Origin of the sequence: Amycolatopsis mediterranei (assembly GCF_026017845.1) — a bacterium.
GTDB classification, from domain to species: Bacteria; Actinomycetota; Actinomycetes; order Mycobacteriales; family Pseudonocardiaceae; genus Amycolatopsis; species Amycolatopsis mediterranei.
Window position 1 is genome coordinate 3680704 of the sequence record NZ_CP100416.1, and the last position, 25093, is coordinate 3705796.

Consider the following 25093-nt stretch of genomic DNA (forward strand, 5'->3'; position numbering starts at 1 on the left):
CTCGACCTTGGACCGTCCACGACCCGCCATCACCGCATCCTACAATTAGATAGCGGATTTCAGGCGCAGGACACTAGGAAGGATCGAGCGATCCGGCGTCAGCGGCAGAAAGCCGTGTCCACTGCGGACACCACCGCCTGTGCCCCCTGTTCGGGGTCGCCGTAGGTGCCCGGCAGCGCCGTCACCGCCAGGCCGACCGAACGGCCGTCGTCGGTGGCGCCGCCGCGGGTTTCGAACCCGGGGATGTCGCCGCCGTGGCCCCAGTACACGCCGCCGCAGCTGAGGGGCACGCGGAACAGGCCCAGGCCGTAGCGCCAGCCCGGCAGCAAGGGCGCGTCGACCGTCTTGCGCATCTCCGCCAGCTGCGCCGCCGGGAGCAGCTGGCCGTCCAGCAGCACGCGGGCGAACCGGGCGAGGTCGCCCGGGGTCGAGATCAGCTGGCCGGCCGCCCAGCCCCACGACGGGTCCAGCTCGGTCACGTCGATCACCTCGTCACCCGACCGCGCGTACCCCTGCGGGTGCGGGCCCCGGATGGCCTGGTCGCCGGCTTGCGGCCAGTAAGTGTTGCGCAGGCCCGCTTTCCGGATCACGCGCTCGGTGATCTGCTCCGCCACCGGGCGTCCGGTCACCCGTTCGATCAGCAGGCCCGCCAGCACGTAGTTCGTGTTGCTGTACTCCCACTTCGTGCCGGGGGCGAACTTCGCCGGGTGGGCCAGCGCCAGTGCGAGCAGCTCGTGGGGCTCGAAGTACCGGTGCTGCAGCTTCGCGACGTCGTCCACCCCGAGGTACTCGGTGTAGTTCGGGAGCCCGCTGGTGTGCTGCAGCAGCTGCCGGACGGTGATCGCCGACCCACCCGGCACCAGGCCGGGCAGGTACCGCTCGATCGGCGCGTCCAGTTCCACCTTGCCCTCGGCCACCAGCTGCAGCACCACCACCGCGGTGAACGTCTTCGTGTTGCTGCCCGCCCGCACCCGCCCGTCGGCCGGGACCGGGACCCGGCTCCCGAGCCGCGCGGAACCGGCGACCAGCGACTCCGTGCGGCCGCCGCGGCTCACCGTGGCGAGCGCCGCCGGGAACTGGCCCACCAGCGCGTCGAGCTTCTCCTGGAGGGCGCCGTTGCGGGGCGGCCCCGCCTCGGCCGTCGTGACCGTCGCGCCCAGCAGGCCCGCCACCGCCAGGACCACGACGCCCTTGCGCACCACGGAAGTCTTCATCGTTCTGCTCCTTCGCCACCGGATTCGGACACCGCCCACGATGCCGGGATCCGGCGCGAAGATCAGCAGTGCGGACCACCGGATCCGGGGTAGCGCCGGCGCTACCCCGGATCCGGCGAGTTACGGCTGCCGCAGGATCGGCAGCGACGACGTCAGCGCTCCCGTCGCCACCCCCGCGCCGACTCCGGCCCAGGCCAGCGGGCCGAGCGGGGTGCAGCCGAAGAACCGGCTCACCCCCGGCGTCTGCACGATCGCCGCCAGCACCAGCGCCGACCCGACCGCGGTACCGACCACCAGGGGGCTGCGGCGGCGGCCGCGCAGGGTCTGGGCCAGCTGGGTGCCGACCAGCCCGCACAGGGCCATCGTGCTCGTGCGGCGCACGGTTCCCGGGGTGCAGCGCCCGATCAGCCACGCCGTCGTCGCGCCGACGCCCGTCGTCACGCCCCGGCTGGTGATCGCGCGGGTCAGGCCGTCGCCGAGCCCGCCGGAACCGGCGTCGTCCGGGCGGGTGACCGCCACCGCCATCGCCGGGAACAGGTCGGTCAGCAGGTTGACCAGCAGCAGCTGGCGGGTGCCCAGCGGCGAGTCGCCCGACAGCAGCGTGCCCAGCACCGAGAAGCCGATCTCGCCCGCGTTGCCGCCGACGAGGATCACCACCGCGTCCGAGACGCTGCGCCACAGCGCGCGGCCCTCCGCCACCGCCTCCAGCAGGACGGTCAGGTCCTCGCCGGTCAGCGCGACGTCGGCCGCGGTGCGGGCGGCGGTCGACGCCCGGGCGCGCACGCCGATGCCGACGTCCGCGGCGCGGATGGCGGCCGCGTCGTTCGCGCCGTCGCCGACCATCGCCGTCACCCGCCCCGCTTCGCGCAGCGCCTCCACGACCTGCAGTTTCTGCTCCGGTGCGACGCGGGCGATCACGCCGGCGCCGGAGAGCAGCCGGGCCCGGCCGGCCCGGTCGAGGGCGGCCAGCTCGTCACCGGTGACGACCGGGGCGTCGGACGGCCAGCCGAGCGATGTCGCGATGGCCCGCGCGGTGTTCGGGTGGTCGCCGGTGAGCATCACCGGCGCCACGCCGGCCGCGCGCAGCCCGGAGATCAGCGGCCCGGCGGTCGGCCGCAGCGTGTCCGCCAGCCCGAGGAACCCGAGGAACTCCAGGCCCGCCAGCACTTCTTCGTCGTCGCCGTCGAGCGCGGGCCGGGTCTTCCGGGACGCCACCGCCAGCACGCGCAAGCCCTTGTCCGCCAAGGCTTCCGCGGCGCGGGCCAGCTCGTCCGCGCCGGCGCAGGCGGGCAGCACGATCTCCGGGGCACCCTTGACGACGAGCGTCGGATCGCCGCCGGAGTCCCGGCCGATCGTGGCCGAGTAGCCGCGGTTCGCCTCGAACGGCTGCCCGGCGAGTTCGGTCCAGCCTTCGTCGGGGCCGGCGGCGTCGAGCACGGCGTGGTCGGTGGCGTGCGCCCGCACGTGGGGGTCGTCGAGCGTGCCCGGGCAGGCGCGCGCGGCGGCCCGCAGCACGGCGTCCTCGGGGCCCGGTTCACGTGCTTCGCCGTCGGGCCCGGTCGTCGTCACCACGCGCAGCCGGTTTTCGGTCAGCGTGCCCGTCTTGTCGAAACAGACGACGTCCAAGCGCCCCAACGCTTCCAGCGCCCGCGGGGCGCGGACCAGGATGCCGCGCGCGGACAGCCGCCGGGCCGCCGCCCGTTGGGCCACGGTGGCCACCAACGGCAGTCCTTCGGGCACCGCGGCCACGGCGATCGCCACGCCGCCGGCCAGTGCGCGGCGCAGCGGACGGCCGCGGATCGCCGAAAGGCCGGTGACGAGCGCGCCACCGAGCATCGTCAGCGGCAGGGCGCGGCGGGTGAGGTCCTGCAGCCGGGCCTGGATGCCCACCGCGGCGGCGGTCCGGGTGGCCAGCTCGACCGCCCGGCCGGCCACGGTCTCGGAGCCGACCGCCACGACGACCGCGGTGCCTTCGCCGCTGACCACCGTGGTGCCGGCGAAGACCAGGCAGCTGCGCTCGGCCGGCGGCGCGCCGGGCACCGGGTCGAGCTGCTTGGCGACCGGGAGCGACTCGCCGGTCAGCGCGGATTCGTCCGCCTCGAGGTCGTTGGCGGTCAGCAGCCGGGCGTCGGCGGGGACGACGTCGCCGACCCGCAGTTCGATCCGGTCGCCCGCTTGCAGCGCCCGCGCGTCGACGACCCCGCCGCCTTCCCTGCGCGCCCGTTGCCGCATCCCGTCCTGCAGCTTCGCCAGCGCGCGGCGGCCGCGGAACTGCTGCGCGCCGCCGACGACGGCGTTGAGGCCCATCGCCGCGGCCACCAGCAGCGCATCCACCGGTGAGCCGACCACCGCGGACGCGACCGCGCCGAGGGCCAGCACCGGGGTCAGCGGGTCGTTCAGCTCGGCGACGACGTCGGCGGCGAGGCCCGTCCCGAACCGGACCGGCGCCGCGGCCGGGTGCCGGGCCACCGCGCCGGTCACCGCCCGCACCCGCCGGGCCGTCAGCTCCCAGTTCGTGGGCTCGGGTTCCGCGTCGGCGAGCCGGCGGAGGACCTCGTCGCCGGTCAGCTCGTGCCAGGCGATCCGGGTCCGGCCGGCCGGGGGCCGGGCGGCGGCCACCCGCACCGCGGCGAGCGTGCCCATCGCCAGCCCGGTCAGCCCGCCGAGCAGCACCGGGTCCAGCCGGGGCACGAACGGCACCAGCGTCCGCCGCCGGCGTGACATCAGCAGCAGGCCGCCGATCAGGCTGCCCGCGGTCGCCACCCGGGTGGCCCGCCGGCTGTTCACCCGCGCGGCGCCGGCCGCCCGCAGGACCCGCCACACCCCGGTCAGCCCCGGCCGGACGACCAGGTCGGCGCCCCAGAGCACCGGCGCGTGGCGATCGGCGAGGGCGACGCAGAGGTCGCCGGCGAGCAGGCCCGCCACCTCGTCGCAGTGCGGCGCACAACGCGCGGGCGGGCGGCCGACGGTGAGCACGACCCGGCCTTCGTCCTGCAGCCGCGTCACCAGCCCGAAGAACGATTCCGCGGCGACGTCGTCGGCGAGCGAGGCGAACTCGCCGAGCCGGTCGCGGGCGTCGTCGCCGGTGATGACGACCCGTGCCTCGGCCCGGCGGGCCGCGTCCAGCACGGCTTCGGCGTGCGGATCGAGGCCGTCTTCGCCGTGCAGCGCGTCGGCGTGCAGCACGACGGTGTCCACAGTGTCCAGTGCCTTGAGCCGGTCCGGGTCGCGGACGAGCACGCCTTCGCGGGCGAACGCGGTGCCCATCGCGGTGTGGAAGGCGGTGCCGGCGTACCGGGCCGGCATCGGCGAGGCCGCGAGGAACGCTTCGGCGGCTTCGCGGGGCTTGCGGCGCACCAGCAGGTCGGCGAGCGCGGCGAGCAGGCCGCTGCCGACGGCGTTGCGGGCGTAGTCCTCCATCGGGATCCGGACCCGGCGCTGTTGCGGGGTCACGCCGAGGCTGGGCCGCTCCGGTGAGCAGAGGTCGTCGTGGCCGGCGTCGAACGCGGTGAGCCGGGCGATCGCCTCGGTGAGCTGCCCGGTGCGCAGGAGGGCGTCCAGCACCAGTTCGAGCGGGTCCTGGCTGAGCCCCCGCACCGCGGCGGACACGCCCGAGCGGGCCAGTTCGGCGGTGTACCAGCCGAACCGCTCGTCGAGCGCGGCGCGGACGGCGGGGTGTTCGCGGGCCGCGGCCACCGCGGCCCGCACGGTCTCGTGCAGCCTTCCGGAGCGGGTGCCGACCGAGACGGCCAGCCCCGCGACGTCCATCGCCAGTGCGAGCGCGGCGGCCCGCACCCCGTAGGTGTCGCCGGGGTGGGCCGGGGCGCAGTCACCCGGCTCGGCCGGCGTCAGCCCGTGCCGCCCGCAGTGGTCGGCGATCCAGCCGGCAACGCGCTCGGCGGCGGCCTCGTCGCCCAGGTGGAGGACCACGCTGCCGAGCCCGCCGTCCCAGTAGGCCCCGGCGACGCCGTCGTGGCCGGCCAGCTCGGCGGCGAGCGCGGGCCCGTCCGGCCGGTCGGCGTCGGCATGCGGACGCAAGGGGAAGTGCAGCCGCCGTCCCGCACGCCAGACGGCGCTCCGCGGCCCGGAGGCGTTGCGCACGACCCGCGCGGCGCGCACGGCCGTGCGGGTGCTCGTCCGGGTCGCTTCCGCCGCGGTTTCGGCGGCACCCGCGGCCAGTTCCCCGGCGAGCGGGCCGAGCGCCGAAGCTGCCCGTTTCGCTTGCCGCGTCACGAGGAGCGGTCCGGCCAGGGCCAGCGTCATCCCCGTTTTCGCCACCGCGAACAACGCTCCGAGCACTCCGACCTCCGCCTGCCGACCGTTTCCGCTCGGCGTTCCCCGGCGAGCGGAGGCCAAACCCGCAGGACACCCGAGCCGCCCGATCGCGCGACGGCGCCGGGCCGCGGCGGCCTGCTCGGCACGACCACGCTGCGGCCCCGGACCGCGGCCGTGGTCTCGCGCGGAGGCGGCTGGGCCAGCAGCCACCCCACTCCTGGACCGCCGCGGCCCACCGACGTACCCTCGCGCGGTGACCGGCTCGTTCTGGTGGGACCTGCTGATCGGCGTCGCCGTCGCGCTGGTGCTCGCGTGGGCCGTCCTCCTCGGCGCGCTCGTGCTCGTCCGGCCGCGCGGTGGGTTGCTCCGGGAAGCCCTCCGGCTGCTGCCGGACGTGCTGCGGCTGATCCGTCGGCTGGCCGCGGACAAGACGCTCCCGCGCGGTGTCCGGATCCGGCTCGGGCTGCTGCTGGCCTACCTCGCGCTGCCGATCGACCTCGTGCCGGACTTCATCCCGGTGCTCGGGTACGCCGACGACGCGATCATCGTCAGCGCCGTCCTGCGCTCGGTGGTACGCCGCGCCGGGCTCGAGGCCGTGCGGGCTCACTGGCCCGGGACCGATGACGGGTTCGCCGCCCTCGCGCGTCTGACGGGGATCCGGCCGTTGCCTTGACGTAGGCGTCAACGTCTAGCTTCTCGATGGTGAAGTTCGGGATCAGTTACAGCACCCCCTTTTTCGGCGCGGACCCGCAAGCGATCGCGGGGTTCGCGCGGGACGCGGAGGAGTGCGGGTTCGAGTCGTTGTACCTGCCGGAGCACGTCGCGCTGTATCCGGGCGCGCAGATCGGGACGATGGCGCTGCCGCCGTCCCTGCCGTACGCGGATCCCCTGGAGTGCCTGAGTTTCGTCGCCGCCGTGACCAGCCGCATCCTGCTGGGCACCGGGGTCCTGCTGCTGCCCTACCACCACCCGGTGGTGCTGGCCAAGCGCCTGGCGACGGTCGACGTGCTGTCCGGCGGCCGCATGCGGCTGCTCACGGCCGGGGTCGGCGCCCTGCCCGGCGAGGCGCGGGCGGCCGGCGTCGACTTCGCCACCCGCGGCCGCCGGACGGACGAGGCCATCGACGTCCTGCGGCTGCTGTGGGCGGGCGGAGCCGAGGGAGTCTCCTTCGCCGGCGAGTTCTTCCGGTTCGACGACGTCTGCAGCTTCCCGAAGCCGCTGGGCGTCCGCGAGCTGCCGATCCACATCGGCGGTTCGAGCGCGGCCGCGGCCCGGCGGGCGGGCCGGCGCGGCGACGGGTACTTCCCCGGCGGGGCGCTCACCGCGGACGAGCGCCGCCGGCAGTTCGAACTCGCCAGGACGACGGCGAAGGAATCGGGCCGCGACCCCGACAGCCTGCAGTACACGCGATGGGGATCGCTCGATATGTCCACAGAGGACGTCGAAGCACTGGCCGGACAAGGGGTGACGCGCCTGGTCGTGACACCGGGCACGGCCGAGCCCGCGAAAAGGCGGGCGGAGATGGCGGGATTCGCCGAGCGGTTCGGCCTCAGCTGACGTCGTCCACCAGGGACTCGATGCCCGGCGGCAGGCTCGCCCGCCGGGCCGGGTCGGCCACGAACCCGGCGATCGCCGACCGCAGCGCGCGCACCGCCCGGGTGGGCTCCACGTCCGCGCGGTGGGCCAGCTGCACCACGCGCGTCATCCCCGCGTCGGGGGTGAACCGGGTCCTGCGGAACCGGTCGCCTGCCACCGTGCTCGGGACCACCGCCGCGCCCACGCCCGCGCGCACCAGTGCCAGCACCGCGTCCATCTCGCCGCCCTCGATCGCGAACGACGGTTCGAACCCGGCGGCGCGGCAGGCGTTGACCGTCGCCTCCCGGACGTCGTAGCCGCGGCGGAACATCACCAGCGGGACATCGGCGAGGTCGCCGATGCGGAGGCGGTCGCCCGCCACCGGCGCCTCCGGGGCCGAGATCACCACCAGCTCCTCGAGCAGCAGCGGGGTCGCCGCCAGACCGGCCTCGGCCGTCGTCCGGGCGCCCGCCAGCAGCGCCAGGTCCAGCGCGCCCTCGGCCAGCCGCTGCCGCAGGTCGCCCGACCCGCTTTCGTGCAGCTCCAGCTGGATGCCCGGGTACCGGCGGCGGAACGCCGCGAGCATCGCGGGCAGCAGGCCCGTGCACAGGCTCGGCGGCGCACCCAGCCGGACGCGGCCGCGGTCGAGTTCGTCCAGTTCCCGGATGGCCAGCCGGGCGGTTTCGGTGTCGGCGAGGATCCGCCGGGCGAGCGGCAGCAGTGTTTCCCCGGCTTCGGTGAGCGAGACGTTGCCGCGGATCCGGTGGAACAGCGGCGCGCCCAGGTCGTGTTCGAGCGCGCGGATCTGCTGGGACAGCGACGGCTGGGCCACCCGCACCTCTTCGGCCGCGCGGGTGAAGTGCCGGTGCTCGGCGACGGCAACGAAGTAGGCGAGCTGGTGGAACTGCATGCCTCATGATAGCTGTTGCCTATCGACCGCAGAGCCATCATGTCTTTGACCTCTGGTCGATGCGCTCCTAACGTCGATCGGGTGGTGAACACGCTCGCCCCGCACCGGCGCTCGGCCGTCCGGCGCTTCTGGGCCTCGACGATCGGCAAGAAGGCCGTCATGGCGGTGACCGGTGTGCTCCTGCTCGCCTTCGTGTTCGCGCACATGGTCGGCAACCTCAAGACGTTCCTGGGCGCCGCCGAGCTGAACCACTACGCCGGCTGGCTGCGCACGATCGGCGAGCCGGTGCTGCGCCGCGAATGGTTCCTCTGGCTCCAGCGCGCGGTGCTGCTCGCCGCGCTGGTCCTGCACGTCACCGCGGCGGTGCAGCTGGCCCGGCGCGACCGCCGCGCGCGGCCGGTCCGGTACGTCCACCGGCAGCCGGCGCGCGCGACCTTCGCGGTGCGGACGATGCGCTGGGGCGGGGCGACGCTCGCGGTGTTCGTCGTCTGGCACATCCTCGACTTCACCGTCGGCACGGTGAACCGCGACTTCGTTCCCGGCGACCCGTACCACAACCTCGTCGCCGACTTCCGGGTCTGGTGGGTGAACGTCATCTACCTCGTCGCCCTGGCGATGCTCGGTCTGCACATCCACCACGGCTTCGCCAGTGCCGCGCGCACGCTCGGCGTCACCCGCGCGCGGCGGGAACGGGCGATCAGGATCTTCGGCAGCACGACAGCGGTCGTGGTCGCGGGCGGTTACGCGCTCGTCCCGGTCGCGATCATGACGGGACTGGTGCACTGACATGGACGGTTACCGCGTGGGCGACCCGATCGCCGACACCAAGGCCCCCGCCGGTCCCCTCGAAAACCGCTGGGACGAGCGGAAGTTCGCCGCGAAGCTGGTGAACCCGGCGAACCGGCGCCGGCACCGGGTGATCGTCGTGGGCACCGGGCTGGCCGGCGGCTCGGCCGGCGCGACGCTGGCCGAGCAGGGTTACCACGTCGTGCAGTTCTGCTTCCAGGACTCGCCGCGGCGCGCGCACTCCGTCGCGGCCCAGGGCGGCATCAACGCGGCGAAGAACTACCGCAACGACGGCGATTCGGTGTACCGGCTCTTCCACGACACGGTCAAGGGCGGCGACTTCCGGGCCCGCGAGTCCAATGTGTACCGGCTGGCCCAGGTCTCGGCGCAGATCATCGACCAGGCCGTGGCGCAAGGGGTGCCGTTCGCGCGGGAGTACGGCGGCCTGCTGGACACCCGGTCCTTCGGCGGTGTGCAGGTGCAGCGGACGTTCTACGCGCGCGGCCAGACGGGCCAGCAGCTGCTGATCGGCGCGTACCAGGCGCTGTCCCGGCAGATCGACGCCGGGACCGTCGAGCTGCACGCGCGCACCGAAATGCTCGACTTGATCGTCGCCGACGGCCGGGCCCGCGGCATCGTCGCGCGCGATCTGGTGACCGGCGAGATCACGACGCACCTCGCGGACGCCGTCGTGCTCGCGACCGGCGGCTACGGCAACGTCTTCTACCTCTCGACGAACGCGAAGGGCTCCAACGCCACCGCGATCTGGCGGGCGCACAAACGCGGCGCCTACTTCGCGAACCCGTGCTTCACCCAGATCCACCCGACGTGCATCCCGCGGTCCGGCGAACACCAGTCGAAGCTGACGCTGATGAGCGAGTCGCTGCGCAACGACGGCCGCATCTGGGTCCCGAAGCGCAGCGGCGACACCAGATCATCAGGGGAGATCCCCGAGGACGAGCGCGACTACTACCTCGAACGCCTCTACCCGAGCTTCGGCAACCTCGTGCCGCGGGACATCGCTTCGCGGGCGGCGAAGAACGTGTGCGACGCCGGGTTCGGCGTCGGTCCCGGCGGTCTCGGCGTCTACCTCGACTTCGCCGACGCGATCGCCCGCCTCGGCCGTCCGGCGGTCGAAGCCCGCTACGGCAACCTCTTCGACATGTACCAGCGCATCACCGCGGAAGACCCGTACGCGGTCCCGATGCGGATCTACCCGGCCATCCACTACACGATGGGCGGCCTCTGGGTGGACTACGACCTGCAGAGCACGATCCCCGGGCTGTTCGTGATCGGCGAGGCGAACTTCTCCGACCACGGCGCCAACCGGCTCGGCGCGTCGGCGCTCATGCAGGGGCTCGCCGACGGCTACTTCGTGCTGCCCGCGACGGTCAACGACTACCTCGGCAGCACGCGGCTCGGCGACGTCCCCGATGCTGACATCCGCCAGGTGGAAACTGAGGTGCGAGAACGGATTTCCCGGCTCCTGGCCGTCCGGGGGACGCGGTCGGCCGACTCGTTCCACCGCGAGCTGGGGCTGCTGATGTGGGACCACTGCGGGATGTCCCGCACCCGCGAAGGCCTGCGCAAGGCGCTGGACCGGGTGCCGGAGCTGCGGGCGGAATTCTGGCGTGACGTCCGCGTTCCCGGCGGCGGCGCGGAGTTCAACCAGGAGCTGGAAAAGGCGAACCGGGTGGCCGACTTCCTGGAGCTGGCCGAGCTCATGCTGCTCGACGCGCTCGCCCGCGAGGAATCGTGCGGCGGCCACTTCCGCGAAGAGCACCAGACCGCCGAAGGCGAAGCCCTGCGGGACGACGAGAACTTCGCCTTCGTCGCCGCGTGGGAGTACGGCGCCGAGCCGGTGCTGCACCGCGAGAACCTGGTTTTCGAGCACGTCCACCCGACCCAGCGGAGCTACACGTGAAACTCACCGTCCGCGTCTGGCGGCAGGCCGGGCCGGCCGCCGAGGGCCGGCTGGTCGCCTACCCGGTCGACGGCATCAGCCCGGACATGTCGTTCCTGGAGATGCTGGACGTGCTGAACCAGCGGCTGATCGAAGCCGGCGACGAACCGGTGGCGTTCGACCACGACTGCCGCGAGGGCATCTGCGGTTCGTGCGGCGTGGTGATCAACGGGCAGGCACACGGTCCCGAGCGCACGACGGCGTGCCAGCTGCACCTGCGCTCCTTCGCCGACGGCGACGTCATCGACGTGGAACCGTGGCGAGCCAAGGGCTTCCCGGTCGTCAAGGACCTGGTCGTCGACCGCTCGGCACTCGACCGGATCGTCCAGGCCGGCGGGTACGTCAGCGCACCGACGGGCAGTGCGCCGGACGCCCACGCCACCCCGGTCCCCAAGCCGGACGCGGACCTGGCCTTCGACAACGCGACCTGCATCGGCTGCGGCGCCTGCGTGGCGGCGTGCCCCAACGGCTCGGCGACGCTGTTCACCGCGGCGAAGGTGACCCACCTCAGCCTGCTGCCGCAGGGCGCGCCGGAACGCGCGAGCCGGGTGCTCGACATGGTGGACGCGATGGACGCCGAGGGCTTCGGCGGCTGCACGAACACCGGCGAGTGCGTGGCGTCGTGCCCGAAGGGCATCCCGTTCACCAGCATCGCGACGCTCAACCGCGAGTACCTCGCCGCAACCCGCTCCGGCCGCCGCTGACCCTAAAGTGCGAACCCCGGCAGCAGCGCGGCGAACCGGCGGCGGCCGCGCGGGGTGATCCGCAGTTCGCGGTCCTCCGGGCCGCGGCGGACCAGCCCGTCGGCCAGGAACGCCGCCAGGACCTCGTGCCCGAGGACACCGCCGAGGTGCGGAACGCGGTGGGTCCGGTCGAGGCACGCCGTCGCCGGCCGGCGGCGGCCCGGGTCCACCGCCGCCGGGGTGACGCCCAGGTCCCGGAACGCCGAAAGGTCGTCGCCGAGGGCGACTTCGGGGGCGGAACCGTCCGGAGGCCGCAGCGCTCCCCGCGAGACGAGCAGGGCGAACACCGCCACGCCGAGGCGTCCCGCCGCGTGGTCGTAGCACGTGTGCGCGATGTCCGCGCCCGACTCGGCGCGGTCCGGCGGGGTGATGCCTTCGTTGCCGGCGTAGCGCGCGAGGGCGGTGAGCACGCCCAGCAGGTCCTCGCGGCCGACGCGGTACAGCGCGTGCCGTCCGGTGTGTTCGACCGTCACGAGCCCGGCGGCCCGCAGCCGGGCCAGGTGGTTGCCCAGCCGGGGTGCGGTGACGCCGAGCGCGTCGGCCAGCTGCACCATCGTGTGCGGCCCTTCCGCGGCCAGCACCTGCAGGGCCGTGAGCCGCACCGGATCGGCCAGTTCGCGCGTCAGCTCGACGATCGCGCCCTGGACGGCGTTGCCCGGATCGACCAGTCCGCCCATCACCGTTCCTCCCGACACGCGCGAGCCTAGCACGCTTCACGAGTACGTGAATGATGTTTGCAGCCGTTCTTCCGGGGAATTACCATTCACGTTCTCGTGAAGGGTGGGTGCATGACCGGACTGCGCAGTCTTCTCTGGGGCCGCGGGGTTTCCGCGCTCGGCGACGGCCTCTGGTTCACCATCTGGGCGCTGTACCTCACCCGGATCGCCGGGCTCCCGCCGGTCACGGTGGGCGCGGGACTGGCGGTGGCGAGCGCGGTGGGCATGGTCGCCGCGGTGCCGCTGGGCGCGTTCGCGGACCGGGCCGGCGCGCGGCCGGTGCTGGTCGTGCTCACGCTGGTGCGGGCCGGCGCGATGGCCGGCTACCTCGCGGTGGACGGCACCTGGTCGTTCCTGGCCGTGACGGTGCCGTTCACCGCCCTGGCGACCGGCGGCACGGCGGTGCGGACGGCGCTCATCACCGGGCTCGTCACCGAGCCCGCCGAGCGGGTCCGCGTGCTGGCCCGGCAGCGGGTGGCCCAGCACGTCGGGTACGCCGCCGGCGCCGGGCTGGGTGCCCTGGTGCTGACCGCCGATGCCCGATGGGCCTACACGCTGGCCATCGCCGGCAACGCCGTCAGCTTCCTCGTCCTCGCCGGGACGACGTTGCTGGTGCCCGCGCCCGAACGGACCTCGGGCAAGCCGGAACGGACGGCGACCAGGGTCGTGCTGCGGGACCGGCCGTACCTGTGCCTCACCGCGGCCACGGCGGTGCTTTCCCTGTGCTGGGCCATGTTGTCGGCCGGACTGCCGCTGTGGCTGTCCGGCCGGACCCACCTGCCGCTGGGGCTCGGCGGGGTCGTGGTCGTGGTCAGTTCGGTGGGGATCGCGCTCTTCCAGGTGCCGTTCGCGCGGTTCGCGCGCACGGCTGGCCAGGCCGCGCGGACGGCGGTGGTGTCCGGCGTGGTGCTCGCGGCGAGCTGTGTGCTGCTCGCCACGACGTCCGGGGGAGCGGGGGCCGGCGCGATCGCGGTGGTGGGGCTGGCCGCCGTGCTGCACGTCGTCGGGGAGCTGGGGTACGTGGCCGCCAACTGGGGCCTGTCGGTGCGGCTGATGCGCGAAGACGCCAAGGGCGCCTACCAAGGCGCGACCGAAGCGGCCACGGCCACCGTGCAGATGGTGGGGCCCGGCGTGTTCACGCTCGCGGTCGGTGGCCTCGGCAGCCCCGGGTGGCTGCTGATCGCGGTGGTGTTCCTCGCGGCCGTCGCGCCGGTGCCGGCGTTGACCCGCTGGGCGATCCGGACCCGGCAGCCCGTGCTCGCCCGCTGAGCGACGCACGTCACCCCCGCCGCCGGAACACCAGCGGGGCCGCGACGTTGTACAGAGTGTCGGTACGGCGGTGTTCCCGGGCCTCACCCCTTGCCTTCACGGAATACCGGTCACGCTGGAGCCGTGTTGTGCCTTTCGCCGCGAGGCGACCCCCGTACCGACCTTGAACTCCCGTCTCCGCTCGCAGGTCGACCCCCCTCGGACCTCCGCTGGGCGGAGGCGGGCCTAAGCCCCGTCCTCCCGGGACTTCCCCCGCTCCCACAACAGCAGGACCGCGGTCACCAGTGCGTAACCGAACAGGAAGTCCTCCACCGGGATGTCCCACGGGAACCGCCAGCCGGTGATGCCACCGGGGGCGTACCGGACGACCGGTGCCGACAGCTTCGTCAGCCACCCGTCCACGGGGACCTGGAAGGCCACGACGATCACCATGGTGACCCAGTACGCCGCCCGCCGGAACAGCCCGGTGCGCAACACCAGCAGCTCCGCCGCGACGACGGCGAGCACCGCGGCGACGGCCGGAACCGTGTAACCCCAGGGCATCAGCGGCGCACCCGCCGCAGCAGCCGCCCGGTCAAGCCGACCCCTTCGTAGGTCAGCACACCGCAAACCGGGATCACGGCGAAGAAAAGGACTTCCTCGAGCGGGATGCCGAACGGCGCCCGCAGCCCGGTGACGAACGCCGGGTCGAAGTGCCAGACGCCGGCGGCGATGGCCAGCGCGTCCCAGACGAGGAACACCGCCGCCACCGGCAGCACCGAGCGCACCAGCCGGCCCGGCCTGCGGTACACCCGCGCGCCGGCCAGCTCGATCGGCAGCGTCACCAGCACGCAGACGCCGAGGACGACCAGGTATTCCGCGCGGCCCACGTCAGCGTGCTCCGGGACGGGTACGGGCGCGCGGTTCGTCGGGCACACCGGAATTCTGCCCGGCCTCGCCGGTTCCCGCAGCCGGGCGCCCGGTCGACGCCGCGCGTTTGCCGCCGGCCGCCCCGGGTACACCGGTCCCGGCGGTGCCCGCCCGGTGTTCGAGATCGGCTCGTGGTCTCCACAACCCGGGCGTCCGGGCGGGTCACCGCTGCACGGCCGCCATCAGCGGGTGCCAGCGCGTCGCGTCGAAGATCAGGGTGATGGCCTCGATCTTCCCGTCGCGCAGCCGGAAGTGCTCGGCGGTGTGCTGCGTGCCGACCGGGGTGGCGGTGTGCACGTCGTAGACGAGGGTGGCCTCGGTCTCGCCGTAGAGTTCGCTGATCAGGTCCACGCCGGTGACGATCCCGACGAACGCCGCCAGCCCGTCGAGGTGGCCGCGCGTGTCGGCGGATTCGATCAGCGGGCTGCGGAAGGTGAACGTGCCGGCCAGCTCCGCGGCGGCGGCGGTCACGTCGCCGTCGAAGCGGGCGCGGTGGTAGGCCTGGACGGTTTCTCTGGTTTGTGCGGTCATCGGTCCTCCAGGTGGCGGGCGAGGTGGTACTGGTTCTCGGCCAGCCGCAGGCACAGGTGCCGCAGCTGGGTCGTCTCGGCGGCGGTGAACCCCCGGAAGAGCGCGGCCATGGCCAGCTGCGACGGCCGCCGGAACTCCGCCAGCCACGTCCGGCCGTCCGCGGTGATCCGGACCTGCACCGACCGCCGGTCGCGCGGGTCGGGCACCCGCTCGGCGAGCCCGGTGCGTTCCAGGGTGTCGACCAGGCCGGTCACGTTCCGGGAGCTCACCCCCGCGGAAGCGGCGAGGTCCTTGATGTTCGCTTCGCCGGCGGCGAGCCGGATGAGGATGTCGAGGGCGCCGGGGCTGAGGCCGCGGCTGTCGGTGCCCCGCGATCGCAGCCCCTCGAGGCTCCGCGCGGCGGTGCGGACGGCGGCCGCGGCTTCGAGCGCGCCGGTGTCTTCGCCGAGGGTGAAGCCGGCCAGTGCGCTGCGGGCCTCGGGGGAGTAGAGCCGGTCGTCCTCGTCCCGTGCGAAGTTGAGTACGTCATTCATAGTGAAGCAATACTTTAGTACGTGCTTCCGTATCTCTGTCAACATCTCTGTCCGGGGCCCGTCCGCTCGCAGGCGTTAACCAGGGTTTCGCCCGGCGTTAGCCTCGGTCCCGGGACAGGTTCGCTCTTCGCCGCCCATACTGACCCGGCTCGCCACCACGACACCCCCGGAGTCCCCATGACGGACGTCAACCGACGACGTTTTCTGCAGCTGGCCGGCGGTACCGCCGCCCTTTCCGCGCTGTCCACCAGCATCGCGCGCGCGGCGGAGATCCCCGCGTACCACCGCACCGGGACGTTGCGGGACGTCGAGCACATCGTGGTGCTGATGCAGGAGAACCGGTCGTTCGACCACTACTTCGGCTCGCTGCGCGGGGTCCGCGGCTTCGGCGACCCGCGGCCGGCGACGCTCGTGAACGGGAAGTCCGTCTGGGTGCAATCGGACGGCAAGCGCGACATCCTGCCCTTCCGCCCCGAAGCGGACAACCTGGGCCTGCAGTTCATCCAGGACCTCCCGCACGGCTGGAACGACACGCACGCGGCGTGGAACGGCGGCCACTACGACAAGTGGGTGCCCGCGAAGGGCTCGACGACGATGGCGTACCTGACGCGCGAGGACATCCCGTTCCACTACGCCCTCGCCGACTCGTTCACCATCTGCGACGCCTACCACTGCTCGTTCATGGGCTCGACCGACCCGAACCGCTACTACATGTGGACGGGCTACACGGGCAACGACGGCAAGGGTGGCGGACCGGTCCTCGGCAACGACGAGAAGGGCTACTCCTGGACGACGTACCCCGAGCGCCTGGAGCAGGCCGGGGTGTCGTGGAAGATCTACCAGGACATCGGGGACGGTCTCGACGCGGCCGGCGGCTGGGGCTGGATCGACGACGCCTACCGCGGCAACTACGGCGACAACTCGCTGCTGTACTTCGACTCCTACCGCAACGCCAAGCCCGGCGACGCCCTGTACGAGAAGGCCCGCACCGGCACGAACGCCAAGGCGGGCGAGGGCTACTTCGACCGGCTGCGGGCGGACGTCAAGGCCGGGAAGCTGCCGCAGGTCTCGTGGATCACCGCGCCCGAGGCGTTCTGCGAACACCCGAACTGGCCGGTGAACTACGGCGCCTGGTACATCGCGCAGGTCCTCGACGCGCTCACCGCGAACCCGGAGGTGTGGAGCAAGACCGCGCTGTTCATCACCTACGACGAGAACGACGGCTTCTTCGACCACGTCGTCCCGCCGTACGCGACCGCCGACCAGTCCACTGTGGATACCGCGGGCGAGATCTTCGCCGGCTCGGCTTCGCACCCGGCCGGCCCGTACGGGCTCGGCCAGCGCGTGCCGATGCTGGTGGTGTCGCCGTGGAGCAAGGGCGGCTACGTGTGCTCGGAGACGTTCGACCACACGTCGATCATCCGGTTCATGGAACGGCGGTTCGGTGTGCACGAGCCGAACATCTCGGCCTGGCGCCGGTCGGTGTGCGGTGACCTGACGTCGGCGTTCGACTTCGCGCGGACCGACGCGCGGGTGCCCGCCCTGCCGGACACCGCGGGCTACCTCCCGCCGGATCGCGAGCGGCACCCGGACTACGTGCCGGCCGTCCCGGCCCACGCCGTGCTGCCGAAGCAGGAGCCGGGGCTGCGGCCGGCGCGGGCGCTGCCGTACGACCTGGCCGCCGACGCGCAGGTGGGTTCCGCGCTGAACCTGTCGTTCGTCAACCAGGGCCGGGCGGGCGCGACGTTCTACGTCACCTCGCCCGGCGGCGAGCCGCGGACCTACACCGCGGGCGCGGGGTGCTCGCTCGCCGCCGCGCTGCCCGTCTCCGGGGGCTACGACTACACGGCCCACGGGCCGAACGGCTTCGTCCGGCAGTTCCGCGGCGGCGGCCTGGCCGGGCCCGAGGTGAGCGCGCGTCCCGAGGGGCGGAGCGGGAACCTCGCGCTGGTCCTGACCAACAGCGGTCCGACCCCGGTGCGGCTCACGCTGACCGACGCGTACGGCCGGCGCTCGACGTCGCGGCTCCTGCGGCCGGGCGCGCGGGTGGTCGAGGTGGTGGACACGCGACGCAGCGGCAACTGGTACGACGTCTCGATCGTCTCGGACCGCGATCCCCGGTTCCTGCGCCGCCTGGCGGGGCACGTCGAGACCGGGCGGCCGAGCACGAGCGACCCGAACACGCTCACCAACTAGGCCCTATCGGGGGTCTTTGTCACCCGGCCGTGGTGGCGTCCGTTGCGAGGCCTGGTTCCGGGTGGGAGCGTCGGGGAACCGACTGTTTTCCCACCACGGAACCAGGAGTGCGGATGACCACCACCGAAATGCCGGCCGTGCACGAGTGCACGGTCAGCGGCTGTTCCTACAACCACGACGGCTGCCACGCCTTCGCCATCACGGTGGGCGGCGGCAACGGATCGGCGGACTGCGGAACATTCGTCCCGCTGAACACCAAGGGCGGCTTGGACCGGGTAGTGGCCCAGGTGGGCGCGTGTTCCCGGACGGACTGCCGGCACAACTCGTCCCTGGAGTGCACGGCGGACAGCATCCGAGTAGGCCGAGGCAACGGCGGCCACGCGGCGAACTGCCTGACGTACACGACGAGGTAGGACGGGCCGGATGTTCCCCGCGGCGGCGGAGGCCGCGGGGCCCGGGCGGCGGTTGTCCGGCGGCCTGGAGGGGTTTGCCGCGGGTGGCGTGGGTGCTGGCTTGTGGCGGCAGATGTGGCCGCGTGGAAACCGGCGGCCGGAGGCGGGTCCCAACCCGTCGGACCCGGCGGCCGGTCAGGCGGACTGTTCCGGCGCCGCGGCGAACTCCAGAGCCGTCCGGCCCTCGGCCACCTCCGTCGTCCCGCGCAGGGCCAAGCCGCAGCCGGCGGCCAGATTCGTCAGCTCGGCCACCGTGCGCTCCCGGCCGGCGAAGCACATCAGCATGAACAGGTTGATCGCCGTGGACGTGCCGTGGCGCAGCGGCTCGATCACCACCACCGTTCCACTCCGGCCGGCCGCTCGGCGGCAGCCGGCCAGGATGGTGCGGGCGTGGTCGTCGTCCCAGTCGTGGAGGACGTCGGACAGCACGTACGCGTCCGCTCCCGCCGGCAGCGGGTCGAAGAAGCTGCCGGCCACCGCGCCCGCCCGGCCGGCGAGCCCGTCCGCCGCGAACCGGTCCGCCGCCGCCGTCGCCGAGGGCGCCAGGTCCAGCACCTCCCCGCGCACCACCGGGTGGGCGCGCAGGATCTCCGCGAGCACGAGGCCGTCCCCGCCGCCGACGTCGACGATCCGGGGGAAGCGGCTCCAGCCGAACCGCGCGGCGATCTGCGGGCGCCTGCACCTGGAACCGCCAGTTCATCTGCGCGTCGAACGAGCGCCGCAGCCGCGGTTCGGCGTCGATGTCCGCCCAGAAGTCGCGGCCGTAGCGGTGTTCGTAAGCCGGCTTGCCGGTGGTGATCGTCTCCAGCAGGTCCGCGAACGCGAGTTCCGCGCGCCCGCCCGCGGCGTGGATGTCGAGCAGCCGCCGGGCGTCGTCCGAACGCAGCTGCTCACCCAGGTCGGTGGGCCGGTAGCGGCCGGACGCCGCGTCGAACGCGAAGACCCCGGCCGTGACGAGGTGGTCCAGCAGGCAGGCCAGCGCCGCGGGGGAAGCGCCGGTCCGGGAGGCGAGCTCGGCGGCTGTCGCGTCGCCGTGCTCGGCGAGTCCGAGGGTGGCCGCCACCCGGACGGCCATGGGCGTGGCCAGGTCGGCCAGCGCGAGGATCGACTGATTCACCCGGTCGAGACTAGCGCCGACGTGGCATCATGTCCGATCGGCAAACCGAACGAAGGGTGCCGCTGATGGACGCTTTACCGAACGATGACAGCGGTCCGTCGATCCGCGACATGCTGGCGGTCAACCTCCGGGCGGCGCGGGCGGCGCGCGGCCTGTCGCTGTCCGAGCTGTCCCGGCGGTCCAGCATCGGCAAGGCGACGCTCTCCCAGCTCGAGGGCGGCACCGGCAACCCGACCATCGAGACCGTCTTCAGCCTCTCCCGGGTGCTGGAAGTGGCCATCTCCGACCTGCTCGACCACCGCCCGCGCGGGGGACTGACCGTCGTGCGGGCCGTCGAGGTCGAAGTCCTCCGCGGCGAGGGCGTCGACCTGCGGCCACTGCGCCGGATCGAGGCCGGCAACAGCGTCTTCGAGGTCTACGACCAGCTCGTCCGGGGGGACGCGCCGCAGCGCTCGCAAGGTCACGTCGGTGTCGAGCACACGGTCGTGCAGGCCGGCCGGCTCCGGGTCGAGGTCGCCGGCCGGACGGTGGACCTCGGGCCCGGCGACTACGTCGCGTTCGACGCCCGCGAGCCGCACAGCTACACCGCGCCGGACGGTCCTGTGCAGTCGGTGCTGCTGCTGCAGTACCGCGCGGACGAACGGCTCGACGGCAGGCCACACCCCGTCCTGCGCGATTGACAGCTTTCCCGATCGAGACCTATCGTTCGCTATATCGAACGCTGGAGGGTCGATGAACCGAACGCGGGTGGTGGTGATCGGGGCCGGGATCATCGGCGCGGCGTGCGCCCGCGAACTCGCCGTGGCCGGGTTCGACGTCCTGGTCCTCGACCGCGGCCGGCCCGCGGGAGGCACCACTTCGCACGGCGAAGGCAATCTCCTGGTCTCCGACAAGGGACCGGGCGCCGAACTCGCGCTCGCGCAGCTGTCCGCCCGGCTGTGGCCGCGGCTGGTGGCCGAGCTCGCCGAAGACGACCCACGGGCGGCCGCCGCGACGGAGTTCGACCCGAAGGGCGGCATCGTCGTCGCCACCACCGAAGCCGGCGCCGCCGCGCTCCTCGCGTTCGCCGAGGCCCAGAGCCAGGCCGGCGTGCGCACCGAGCGGCTCGACGCGGCGGACGTCGCGGCGGCCGAACCCGCGCTGACCCGGGAGGTCACCGCCGCTGTCCGCTACCCGGAGGACGCCCAGGTGCAGCCGGCCGGCGCGGCGCTGGCCTTGCTGGGCTCGGCGCTGCGCCACGGCGCCCGGCTGCGGACCGAAGCCGAGGTCACCGGCGCCCGAACCAGGGACCACCGGATCACCGGAGTGCACGTGGCCGGCGAAGTGGTCGACGCGGACGTCGTGGTGAACGCGGCGGGACCGTGGTCGGGACCGGTGTCGGCCCGGCTCGGTGCGCCGATCGCGGTCCGGCCCCGCCGCGGCGAGGTCCTGGTGACCACGCCGATGCCGGGCGTGGTCCGGCACAAGGTCTACGACGCGGACTACGTCGGCGCGGTCGGCACCGGCAGCGGCGACCTGCAGACGTCGGCGGTCGTGGAGTCGACCTGGGGCGGCACCGTGCTGATCGGCTCGTCGCGTCGCCGCGTCGGCTTCGACGACACGATCCGGCCGGACGTGCTGAGCGCGATCGCGGCCAAGGCGGTCCGGCTGTTCCCGGCACTGGCCGACGCCGCGGTGATGCGCGCGTACGGCGGCTTCCGGCCGTACGTCGACGACCACCTGCCGGTGCTGGGCGAGGACCCGAGACTCGGCAACCTGTGGCACGCCACCGGGCACGAAGGCGCGGGGATCGGGCTGAGCGCCGGAACGGCCCGGCTGCTGCGCGAACTGCTGACCGGCGCCACCCCGTCGATGCCGGTGGAAGAGTTCACTGTGGACCGTCCGGCGGTGCTGGCGTGAGCGGGCGGCCGATCGCGATCACCGTCGACGGCGAGACCGTGCAAGGTGTCGCCGGGCAGACCGTCGCCGGTGTGCTGCTCGCCGCCGGCCGGCTGTCGTGGCGCACCACGCGGTCCGGGGCGCCGCGCGGGGTCTTCTGCGGGATCGGTGCCTGCTTCGACTGCCTGCTCACCGTCAACGGCGTCGCCGACGTCCGCGCCTGCCGCCGGCGCGCCGCCGACGGCGACGAGATCCGGACCCAGTCGCGGGAGGAGGGCGCGTGACGCACGTCGTCATCGTCGGCGCCGGGCCCGCCGGGCTCGCGGCGGCCGAACACGCGCTCGCCGCGGGCGCCGAGGTCACCGTCCTGGACCAGGCGGACGTACCCGGCGGGCAGTACCACCGGGGGGCCTCGCACCGGTTCGAAGCGCTCCTGAGCCGGTGCACGTGGTGGCCGGAAAGCACGGTCTGGGCCCTGGAAGGCAAGCGGGTCCACGTCCTGCGCGGCCCGGCCGACGGGACGAACCGGCGACGCCACACCCTCGAACCCGACGCGCTGGTCCTGGCCACCGGCGCGCACGACCGCGTCCTGCCGTTCCCCGGCTGGCAGCTGCCCGGCGTCTTCACCGCGGGCGCCGCCCAGGCCCTGGCCAAGGGGGAGCGGATCGCCGTCGGCCGGCGGGTGCTCGTCGCCGGGGCCGGCCCGTTCCTGCTGCCGGTCGCCGAATCCCTTGTGGACGTCGGCGCCGAAGTACTCGCTGTCCTGGAGGCGAATCCGGCGCGCACTGTCCTCAAGGGATGGTCGTGGCGCGCGGCGGCGCACGCCGGCAAGATGACCGAACTGGTTCGTTACGCCGGCGCGCTGGCCCGGCACCGCGTGCCGTACCGCACGGGTCGGGCGGTGATCGAAGCCCGCGGCGACGACCGGGTCCGCGAAGCCGTCACCGCGCGCGTCCGCGCGGACTGGTCGGTCGTCCCCGGCACCGAACGCACCTACGAGGTCGACGCCCTCTGCATCGGGCACGGGTTCGTGCCGCAACCCGAACTGGCCGTCGCGGCCGGCTGCACCCTCGACGGCGGGTTCGTCCGGGTCGGCGACGACCAGCGCACCAGCGTCACCGGGGTGTTCGCCGCCGGAGAGCTCACCGGCATCGGCGGTTCGGCCGCCGCCGCGGCGGAAGGCGCGGTCGCCGGGTGGGCCGCCGCCGGCCGGACGCCGGCCCGCGCGCTGCTCAAGCGGCGTGACCGCACCCGGGCCTTTGCCCGCCGCCTGGCCGCGGCCCACCCGATCGGCCCGGCGTGGCCCGGGTGGCTGCGCGAGGACACCGTCGTCTGCCGGTGCGAAGAAACCACCTACGGCGATCTGCGAAGCGCCGCCGCCGACCCGGTCACGCCGGGCCCGCACGCGCTGAAGCTCGGCACCCGCGCCGGGCTCGGCCCGTGCCAGGGCCGGATGTGCGGGCCGGCCGTCGCCGACCTCTGCGGGGGCACCGAACGACACCACCGTCCGATCGCCCAGCCGATCCGCCTGGGCGAGCTCGCCGATCCGAAGGAGTTTCCATGAACACCCGCGACCTCGGCGGCGTGGTCGTCGCCGCCGCGTTGCCCTACCGGGCCGACGACGCCGCGCCGGCCGGGCTGGCCGTCGACTACGACGCCTACGCCGAACACTGCCGGTGGCTCGTCGCGAACGGCTGCCGCGGCGTCGGCCCGAACGGCTCCCTCGGCGAGTACTCCTCGCTCACCGACGACGAACGCCGCCGCGTCGCCCGCACCGCGATCGAAGCGGTCGGATCGGACGGGATCGTCGTGGTCGGCGTGCACGGCCCCGGCGCGCACCAGGCGCGCTACTGGGCCGAGGCGGCGGCCGAGGACGGCGCGCACGGCGTGCTCTGCCTGCCGCCGACCCTCTACCGCGCCAACCGCGGCGAGGTGCTCGCCCACTTCGAGGCCGTGGCGTCGGTGGGGCTGCCGGTGATGGTCTACAACAACCCCTTCGACACCAAGGTCGACCTGACGCCGGAGCTGCTGGCCGAGATCGCGCAGATCGACAACGTCGTGGCCGTCAAGGAATTCTCCGGCGACGTCCGCCGCGTGCTGGAGATCCGCGAGCGGGCGCCGGGGCTGGCCGTGATCGGCGGCGCCGACGACGTCGTCCTGGAAAGCCTGCTGATGGGTGCCACCGGCTGGTTCGCCGGGTTCCCCAACGTGTTCCCGGCCGAATCGGCGCGCTTGTTCGAGCTGGCCACGGCGGGCAAGCTCGAGGAGGCCAAGGCGCTCTACGAACCGCTCGTGGCCGCGTTCCGCTGGGACTCGCGCACCGAATTCGTCCAGGCGATCAAGCTCGGGATGGACCTGGTGGGCCGCCGCGGCGGGCCATGCCGTCCGCCGCGGGGCCCGCTCTCCGACGTCCACCGCGAGCAGGTGCGCGCCGACATGGGCCGCGCGCTCGCGGCGCTGGGAGTGGCGTAGATGCGCTCTTCGCGCGCGATCACGGCGGTCGACTCGCACACCGAGGGCATGCCGACCCGGGTGGTGACCGGCGGGGTGGCGCCGATCCCCGGCGCCACGATGGCCGAGCGGCGGCGGTACTTCATGGCGAATCTGGACCACCTGCGGCAGTTCCTGATGCACGAGCCGCGCGGCCACTCCGCGATGAGCGGCGCGATCCTGCAGCCGCCCTGCCGCGAGGACGCGGACTGGGGCGTGGTGTACATCGAGGTGTCCGGCTGCCTGCCGATGTGCGGCCACGGCACGATCGGCGTGGCGACGGTGCTGGTGGAGACGGGCATGGTCGAGGTGACCGAGCCGACGACGGTGGTGCGCCTGGACACCCCGGCCGGGCTGGTGCACGCCGAGGTCACCGTCCGCGACGGCCGGGCCGAACGGGTCAAGCTGCGCAACGTCGCTTCGTTCCTCGCCGAGCGCGACGCCGTGGTGTCCGTGCCGGGCCTGGGTGACGTCCGCTACGACCTGGCCTACGGCGGCAACTTCTACGCCATCCTCGACCTGTCCCAGGTGGACATCCCGTTCGACCGCGCGGAGAAGGACCGGATCCTGACCGCCGGCCTGGCGATCATGGGCGCGATCAACGAGCAGCGGCCGCCGAAGCACCCGGCCGACCCGCTGATCGGCGGGTGCAAGCACGTCCAGTTCCTCGCTCCGGGCTCGGACGCGCGGAAGTCGCAGAACGCGATGGCGATCCACCCGGGCTGGTTCGACCGGTCGCCGTGCGGCACCGGCACGTCCGCCCGGATGGCCCAGCTGCACGCCCGCGGCGAGCTTCCGCTGCACACGCCGTTCGAGAACTCGTCGTTCATCGGGACGACGTTCACGGGCGAGCTGGTGGCCGAGACGACGGTGGGTGACGTGCCGGCGGTGGTCCCCGAGTTCTCCGGCCGGGCCTGGATCACCGGCACCGCGACCTACCTGCTCGACCCGGACGACCCGTTCCCGACGGGGTTCGTGCTTTAGGCGGGCTGCCAGAGTTCGATGCGGTGGCCTTCGGGGTCGGTGACCCAGCCGAAGCGCCCGACGCCGGCCATGTCCTGGACGTCGTCGGCCACGTCGGCGCCGCGGGCGCGGAGCTGGGCCAGCATGGCGTCGAGATCGCGGACCCGGAAGTTGAGCATGGTCTGCTGGGTCGCGGAGCCGAAGTACTCGGTCCCGGCCTCGAACGGCGCGAAGACGGTCGGGCCGGGTTCCTGGTGCCAGAGGCCGTGCTCGTCGGTGTCGAGGCCGAGGCAGTCGCGGTACCAGGCACCGAGGGCAGCGGGGTCCGTCGCGCGGATGAAGTACCCGCCGATTCCGAGCACACGTTCCATGCGGCGATCCTGCCAGCCCGGCGGCCGGCCGGACCGGTGACACGCGGGCGGGCGCCGTGGCTCAGCGGCCGACCTGGACGTCGTCGAGGGCGCCGAGGGCGTCGGGGACGAGGACGGCGGCGGAGTGGTAGGCGCTGATGAGGTAGGAGGTGATGGCGTGGTCGTTGGTGTTCATGTTTCGGACGTTGAGTCCGGGTTGGTA

At 73.6% G+C, this 25093-nt stretch carries 24 protein-coding genes and 2 pseudogenes; 14 read left to right on the plus strand and 12 right to left on the minus strand.

From position 1 onward, the window contains the following. Positions 1–98: 98 nt before the first annotated feature. Positions 99–1214, minus strand: a complete 1116-nt coding sequence (locus ISP_RS17370) for a serine hydrolase domain-containing protein (RefSeq protein WP_013225076.1) — start codon at positions 1212–1214, stop codon at positions 99–101. A 120-nt stretch (positions 1215–1334) separates the two neighbouring features. After that, complete coding sequence (locus ISP_RS17375; RefSeq protein ID WP_013225077.1) at positions 1335–5513, minus strand: cation-translocating P-type ATPase; 4179 nt, start codon at positions 5511–5513, stop codon at positions 1335–1337. 229 nt (positions 5514–5742) lie between these two features. Between ISP_RS17375 and ISP_RS17380 the strand changes: the two genes are divergently transcribed. Then, positions 5743–6162: a YkvA family protein gene (locus ISP_RS17380; RefSeq protein ID WP_013225078.1), complete on the plus strand. Its 420-nt coding sequence runs from the start codon at positions 5743–5745 to the stop codon at positions 6160–6162. Positions 6163–6188: 26 nt separating this feature from the next. Then, positions 6189–7046, plus strand: coding sequence for a TIGR03619 family F420-dependent LLM class oxidoreductase (locus tag ISP_RS17385; RefSeq protein ID WP_013225079.1), 858 nt, complete (start codon positions 6189–6191; stop codon positions 7044–7046). Here the strand turns inward: ISP_RS17385 and ISP_RS17390 are convergent. Then, on the minus strand, positions 7039–7974 hold the full coding sequence (locus ISP_RS17390; RefSeq protein ID WP_013225080.1) for a LysR family transcriptional regulator: 936 nt from the start codon (positions 7972–7974) through the stop codon (positions 7039–7041). The two genes, ISP_RS17385 and ISP_RS17390, sit on opposite strands and share 8 nt — an antisense overlap. 81 nt (positions 7975–8055) lie before the next feature. Here ISP_RS17390 and ISP_RS17395 point away from each other — a divergent pair, with 81 nt between their 5' ends. From ISP_RS17395 to ISP_RS17405, 3 genes are read left to right on the plus strand one after another with little or no spacing between them, the layout of a single operon-like run. Then, on the plus strand, positions 8056–8760 hold the full coding sequence (locus ISP_RS17395; protein ID WP_013225081.1) for a succinate dehydrogenase cytochrome b subunit: 705 nt from the start codon (positions 8056–8058) through the stop codon (positions 8758–8760). Position 8761: 1 nt separating this feature from the next. Continuing rightward, positions 8762–10684 (plus strand): fumarate reductase/succinate dehydrogenase flavoprotein subunit, encoded by a 1923-nt coding sequence (locus ISP_RS17400; RefSeq protein WP_013225082.1) that lies wholly within the window; start codon positions 8762–8764, stop codon positions 10682–10684. Then, a complete protein-coding gene (locus ISP_RS17405; protein WP_013225083.1) occupies positions 10681–11427 on the plus strand; it encodes a succinate dehydrogenase/fumarate reductase iron-sulfur subunit in 747 nt (248 codons plus the stop codon). The genes ISP_RS17400 and ISP_RS17405 overlap by 4 nt, the downstream gene beginning before the upstream one ends. A gap of 2 nt (positions 11428–11429) precedes the next feature. Here the strand turns inward: ISP_RS17405 and ISP_RS17410 are convergent, their stop codons facing one another. Then, complete coding sequence (locus ISP_RS17410; protein WP_013225084.1) at positions 11430–12143, minus strand: ArsR/SmtB family transcription factor; 714 nt, start codon at positions 12141–12143, stop codon at positions 11430–11432. A 111-nt stretch (positions 12144–12254) separates the two neighbouring features. Between ISP_RS17410 and ISP_RS17415 the strand changes: the two genes are divergently transcribed. Then, positions 12255–13451, plus strand: coding sequence for an MFS transporter (locus tag ISP_RS17415; RefSeq protein WP_013225085.1), 1197 nt, complete (start codon positions 12255–12257; stop codon positions 13449–13451). 225 nt (positions 13452–13676) lie between these two features. On the opposite strand, the gene ISP_RS17420 is transcribed toward ISP_RS17415, so the two are convergent. The 4 genes from ISP_RS17420 to ISP_RS17435 all read right to left on the minus strand — a co-directional run bounded on the left by ISP_RS17420 (position 13677) and on the right by ISP_RS17435 (position 15424). After that, the gene (locus ISP_RS17420) at positions 13677–13994 is read right to left on the minus strand and encodes a lycopene cyclase domain-containing protein (RefSeq protein WP_013225086.1); all 318 of its coding nucleotides are present in this window, start codon (positions 13992–13994) and stop codon (positions 13677–13679) included. Continuing rightward, positions 13994–14320: a lycopene cyclase domain-containing protein gene (locus ISP_RS17425; protein ID WP_013225087.1), complete on the minus strand. Its 327-nt coding sequence runs from the start codon at positions 14318–14320 to the stop codon at positions 13994–13996. The genes ISP_RS17420 and ISP_RS17425 overlap by 1 nt, the downstream gene beginning before the upstream one ends. A 202-nt stretch (positions 14321–14522) precedes the next feature. After that, entirely contained in the window at positions 14523–14891 is a 369-nt protein-coding gene (locus tag ISP_RS17430) for a hypothetical protein (RefSeq protein WP_013225088.1), read from the minus strand. Next, complete coding sequence (locus tag ISP_RS17435; RefSeq protein WP_013225089.1) at positions 14888–15424, minus strand: MarR family winged helix-turn-helix transcriptional regulator; 537 nt, start codon at positions 15422–15424, stop codon at positions 14888–14890. The genes ISP_RS17430 and ISP_RS17435 overlap by 4 nt, the downstream gene beginning before the upstream one ends. 177 nt (positions 15425–15601) lie before the next feature. On the opposite strand from ISP_RS17435, the gene ISP_RS17440 reads away from it, so the two are divergent. Both ISP_RS17440 and ISP_RS17445 read left to right on the plus strand, forming a co-directional pair. Then, positions 15602–17620, plus strand: a complete 2019-nt coding sequence (locus ISP_RS17440; RefSeq protein WP_013225090.1) for a phosphocholine-specific phospholipase C — start codon at positions 15602–15604, stop codon at positions 17618–17620. A 113-nt stretch (positions 17621–17733) separates the two neighbouring features. Continuing rightward, complete coding sequence (locus tag ISP_RS17445) at positions 17734–18033, plus strand: DUF1540 domain-containing protein (RefSeq protein ID WP_013225091.1); 300 nt, start codon at positions 17734–17736, stop codon at positions 18031–18033. A gap of 174 nt (positions 18034–18207) precedes the next feature. Here the strand turns inward: ISP_RS17445 and ISP_RS17450 are convergent, their stop codons facing one another. Continuing rightward, positions 18208–18672, minus strand: coding sequence for a methyltransferase (locus tag ISP_RS17450; protein WP_013225092.1), 465 nt, complete (start codon positions 18670–18672; stop codon positions 18208–18210). Positions 18673–19018: 346 nt separating this feature from the next. Continuing rightward, a pseudogene (locus tag ISP_RS48480) lies at positions 19019–19147 on the minus strand (methyltransferase); the annotation flags it as partial. Between the two features lie 107 nt (positions 19148–19254). Between ISP_RS48480 and ISP_RS17460 the strand changes: the two are divergent. The 6 genes from ISP_RS17460 to ISP_RS17485 are packed head-to-tail and all read left to right on the plus strand — an operon-like array spanning position 19255 to position 24541. Continuing rightward, entirely contained in the window at positions 19255–19869 is a 615-nt protein-coding gene (locus ISP_RS17460; RefSeq protein WP_014466933.1) for a helix-turn-helix domain-containing protein, read from the plus strand. A 52-nt stretch (positions 19870–19921) separates the two neighbouring features. Beyond that, a complete protein-coding gene (locus ISP_RS17465) occupies positions 19922–21088 on the plus strand; it encodes an NAD(P)/FAD-dependent oxidoreductase (RefSeq protein WP_013225094.1) in 1167 nt (388 codons plus the stop codon). Further along, on the plus strand, positions 21085–21351 hold the full coding sequence (locus ISP_RS17470; protein WP_013225095.1) for a (2Fe-2S)-binding protein: 267 nt from the start codon (positions 21085–21087) through the stop codon (positions 21349–21351). Before ISP_RS17465 ends, ISP_RS17470 begins: the two co-directional genes overlap by 4 nt. Next, positions 21348–22631 carry an FAD/NAD(P)-dependent oxidoreductase gene (locus ISP_RS17475; protein WP_013225096.1) on the plus strand — a complete coding sequence of 428 codons (1284 nt, stop codon included), beginning with the start codon at positions 21348–21350 and terminating at the stop codon, positions 22629–22631. The genes ISP_RS17470 and ISP_RS17475 overlap by 4 nt, the downstream gene beginning before the upstream one ends. Then, a complete protein-coding gene (locus ISP_RS17480) occupies positions 22628–23539 on the plus strand; it encodes a dihydrodipicolinate synthase family protein (protein ID WP_013225097.1) in 912 nt (303 codons plus the stop codon). Before ISP_RS17475 ends, ISP_RS17480 begins: the two co-directional genes overlap by 4 nt. Continuing rightward, complete coding sequence (locus ISP_RS17485) at positions 23540–24541, plus strand: proline racemase family protein (RefSeq protein WP_013225098.1); 1002 nt, start codon at positions 23540–23542, stop codon at positions 24539–24541. Here ISP_RS17485 and ISP_RS17490 read toward each other — a convergent pair. Continuing rightward, positions 24538–24891 carry a VOC family protein gene (locus ISP_RS17490; RefSeq protein ID WP_013225099.1) on the minus strand — a complete coding sequence of 118 codons (354 nt, stop codon included), beginning with the start codon at positions 24889–24891 and terminating at the stop codon, positions 24538–24540. The genes ISP_RS17485 and ISP_RS17490 overlap by 4 nt on opposite strands. Positions 24892–24952: 61 nt before the next feature. Continuing rightward, positions 24953–25093 (minus strand): annotated as a pseudogene (locus ISP_RS17495) (Crp/Fnr family transcriptional regulator); the annotation flags it as partial.

What these genes read in the sequence shown, in the direction of transcription:
- ISP_RS17465 (WP_013225094.1), top strand. Translation starts at nt 19,922, where the DNA reads ATGAACCGAACGCGGGTGGTGGTGATCGGGGCCGGGATCATCGGCGCG.
- ISP_RS17430 (WP_013225088.1), bottom strand. Translation starts at nt 14,891, where the DNA reads ATGACCGCACAAACCAGAGAAACCGTCCAGGCCTACCACCGCGCCCGC.
- ISP_RS17490 (WP_013225099.1), bottom strand. Translation starts at nt 24,891, where the DNA reads ATGGAACGTGTGCTCGGAATCGGCGGGTACTTCATCCGCGCGACGGAC.
- ISP_RS17415 (WP_013225085.1), top strand. Translation starts at nt 12,255, where the DNA reads ATGACCGGACTGCGCAGTCTTCTCTGGGGCCGCGGGGTTTCCGCGCTC.
- ISP_RS17460 (WP_014466933.1), top strand. Translation starts at nt 19,255, where the DNA reads ATGGACGCTTTACCGAACGATGACAGCGGTCCGTCGATCCGCGACATG.
- ISP_RS17435 (WP_013225089.1), bottom strand. Translation starts at nt 15,424, where the DNA reads ATGAATGACGTACTCAACTTCGCACGGGACGAGGACGACCGGCTCTAC.
- ISP_RS17485 (WP_013225098.1), top strand. Translation starts at nt 23,540, where the DNA reads ATGCGCTCTTCGCGCGCGATCACGGCGGTCGACTCGCACACCGAGGGC.
- ISP_RS17400 (WP_013225082.1), top strand. Translation starts at nt 8,762, where the DNA reads ATGGACGGTTACCGCGTGGGCGACCCGATCGCCGACACCAAGGCCCCC.
- ISP_RS17370 (WP_013225076.1), bottom strand. Translation starts at nt 1,214, where the DNA reads ATGAAGACTTCCGTGGTGCGCAAGGGCGTCGTGGTCCTGGCGGTGGCG.
- ISP_RS17410 (WP_013225084.1), bottom strand. Translation starts at nt 12,143, where the DNA reads ATGGGCGGACTGGTCGATCCGGGCAACGCCGTCCAGGGCGCGATCGTC.
- ISP_RS17390 (WP_013225080.1), bottom strand. Translation starts at nt 7,974, where the DNA reads ATGCAGTTCCACCAGCTCGCCTACTTCGTTGCCGTCGCCGAGCACCGG.
- ISP_RS17480 (WP_013225097.1), top strand. Translation starts at nt 22,628, where the DNA reads ATGAACACCCGCGACCTCGGCGGCGTGGTCGTCGCCGCCGCGTTGCCC.
- ISP_RS17385 (WP_013225079.1), top strand. Translation starts at nt 6,189, where the DNA reads ATGGTGAAGTTCGGGATCAGTTACAGCACCCCCTTTTTCGGCGCGGAC.
- ISP_RS17420 (WP_013225086.1), bottom strand. Translation starts at nt 13,994, where the DNA reads ATGCCCTGGGGTTACACGGTTCCGGCCGTCGCCGCGGTGCTCGCCGTC.
- ISP_RS17445 (WP_013225091.1), top strand. Translation starts at nt 17,734, where the DNA reads ATGACCACCACCGAAATGCCGGCCGTGCACGAGTGCACGGTCAGCGGC.
- ISP_RS17440 (WP_013225090.1), top strand. Translation starts at nt 15,602, where the DNA reads ATGACGGACGTCAACCGACGACGTTTTCTGCAGCTGGCCGGCGGTACC.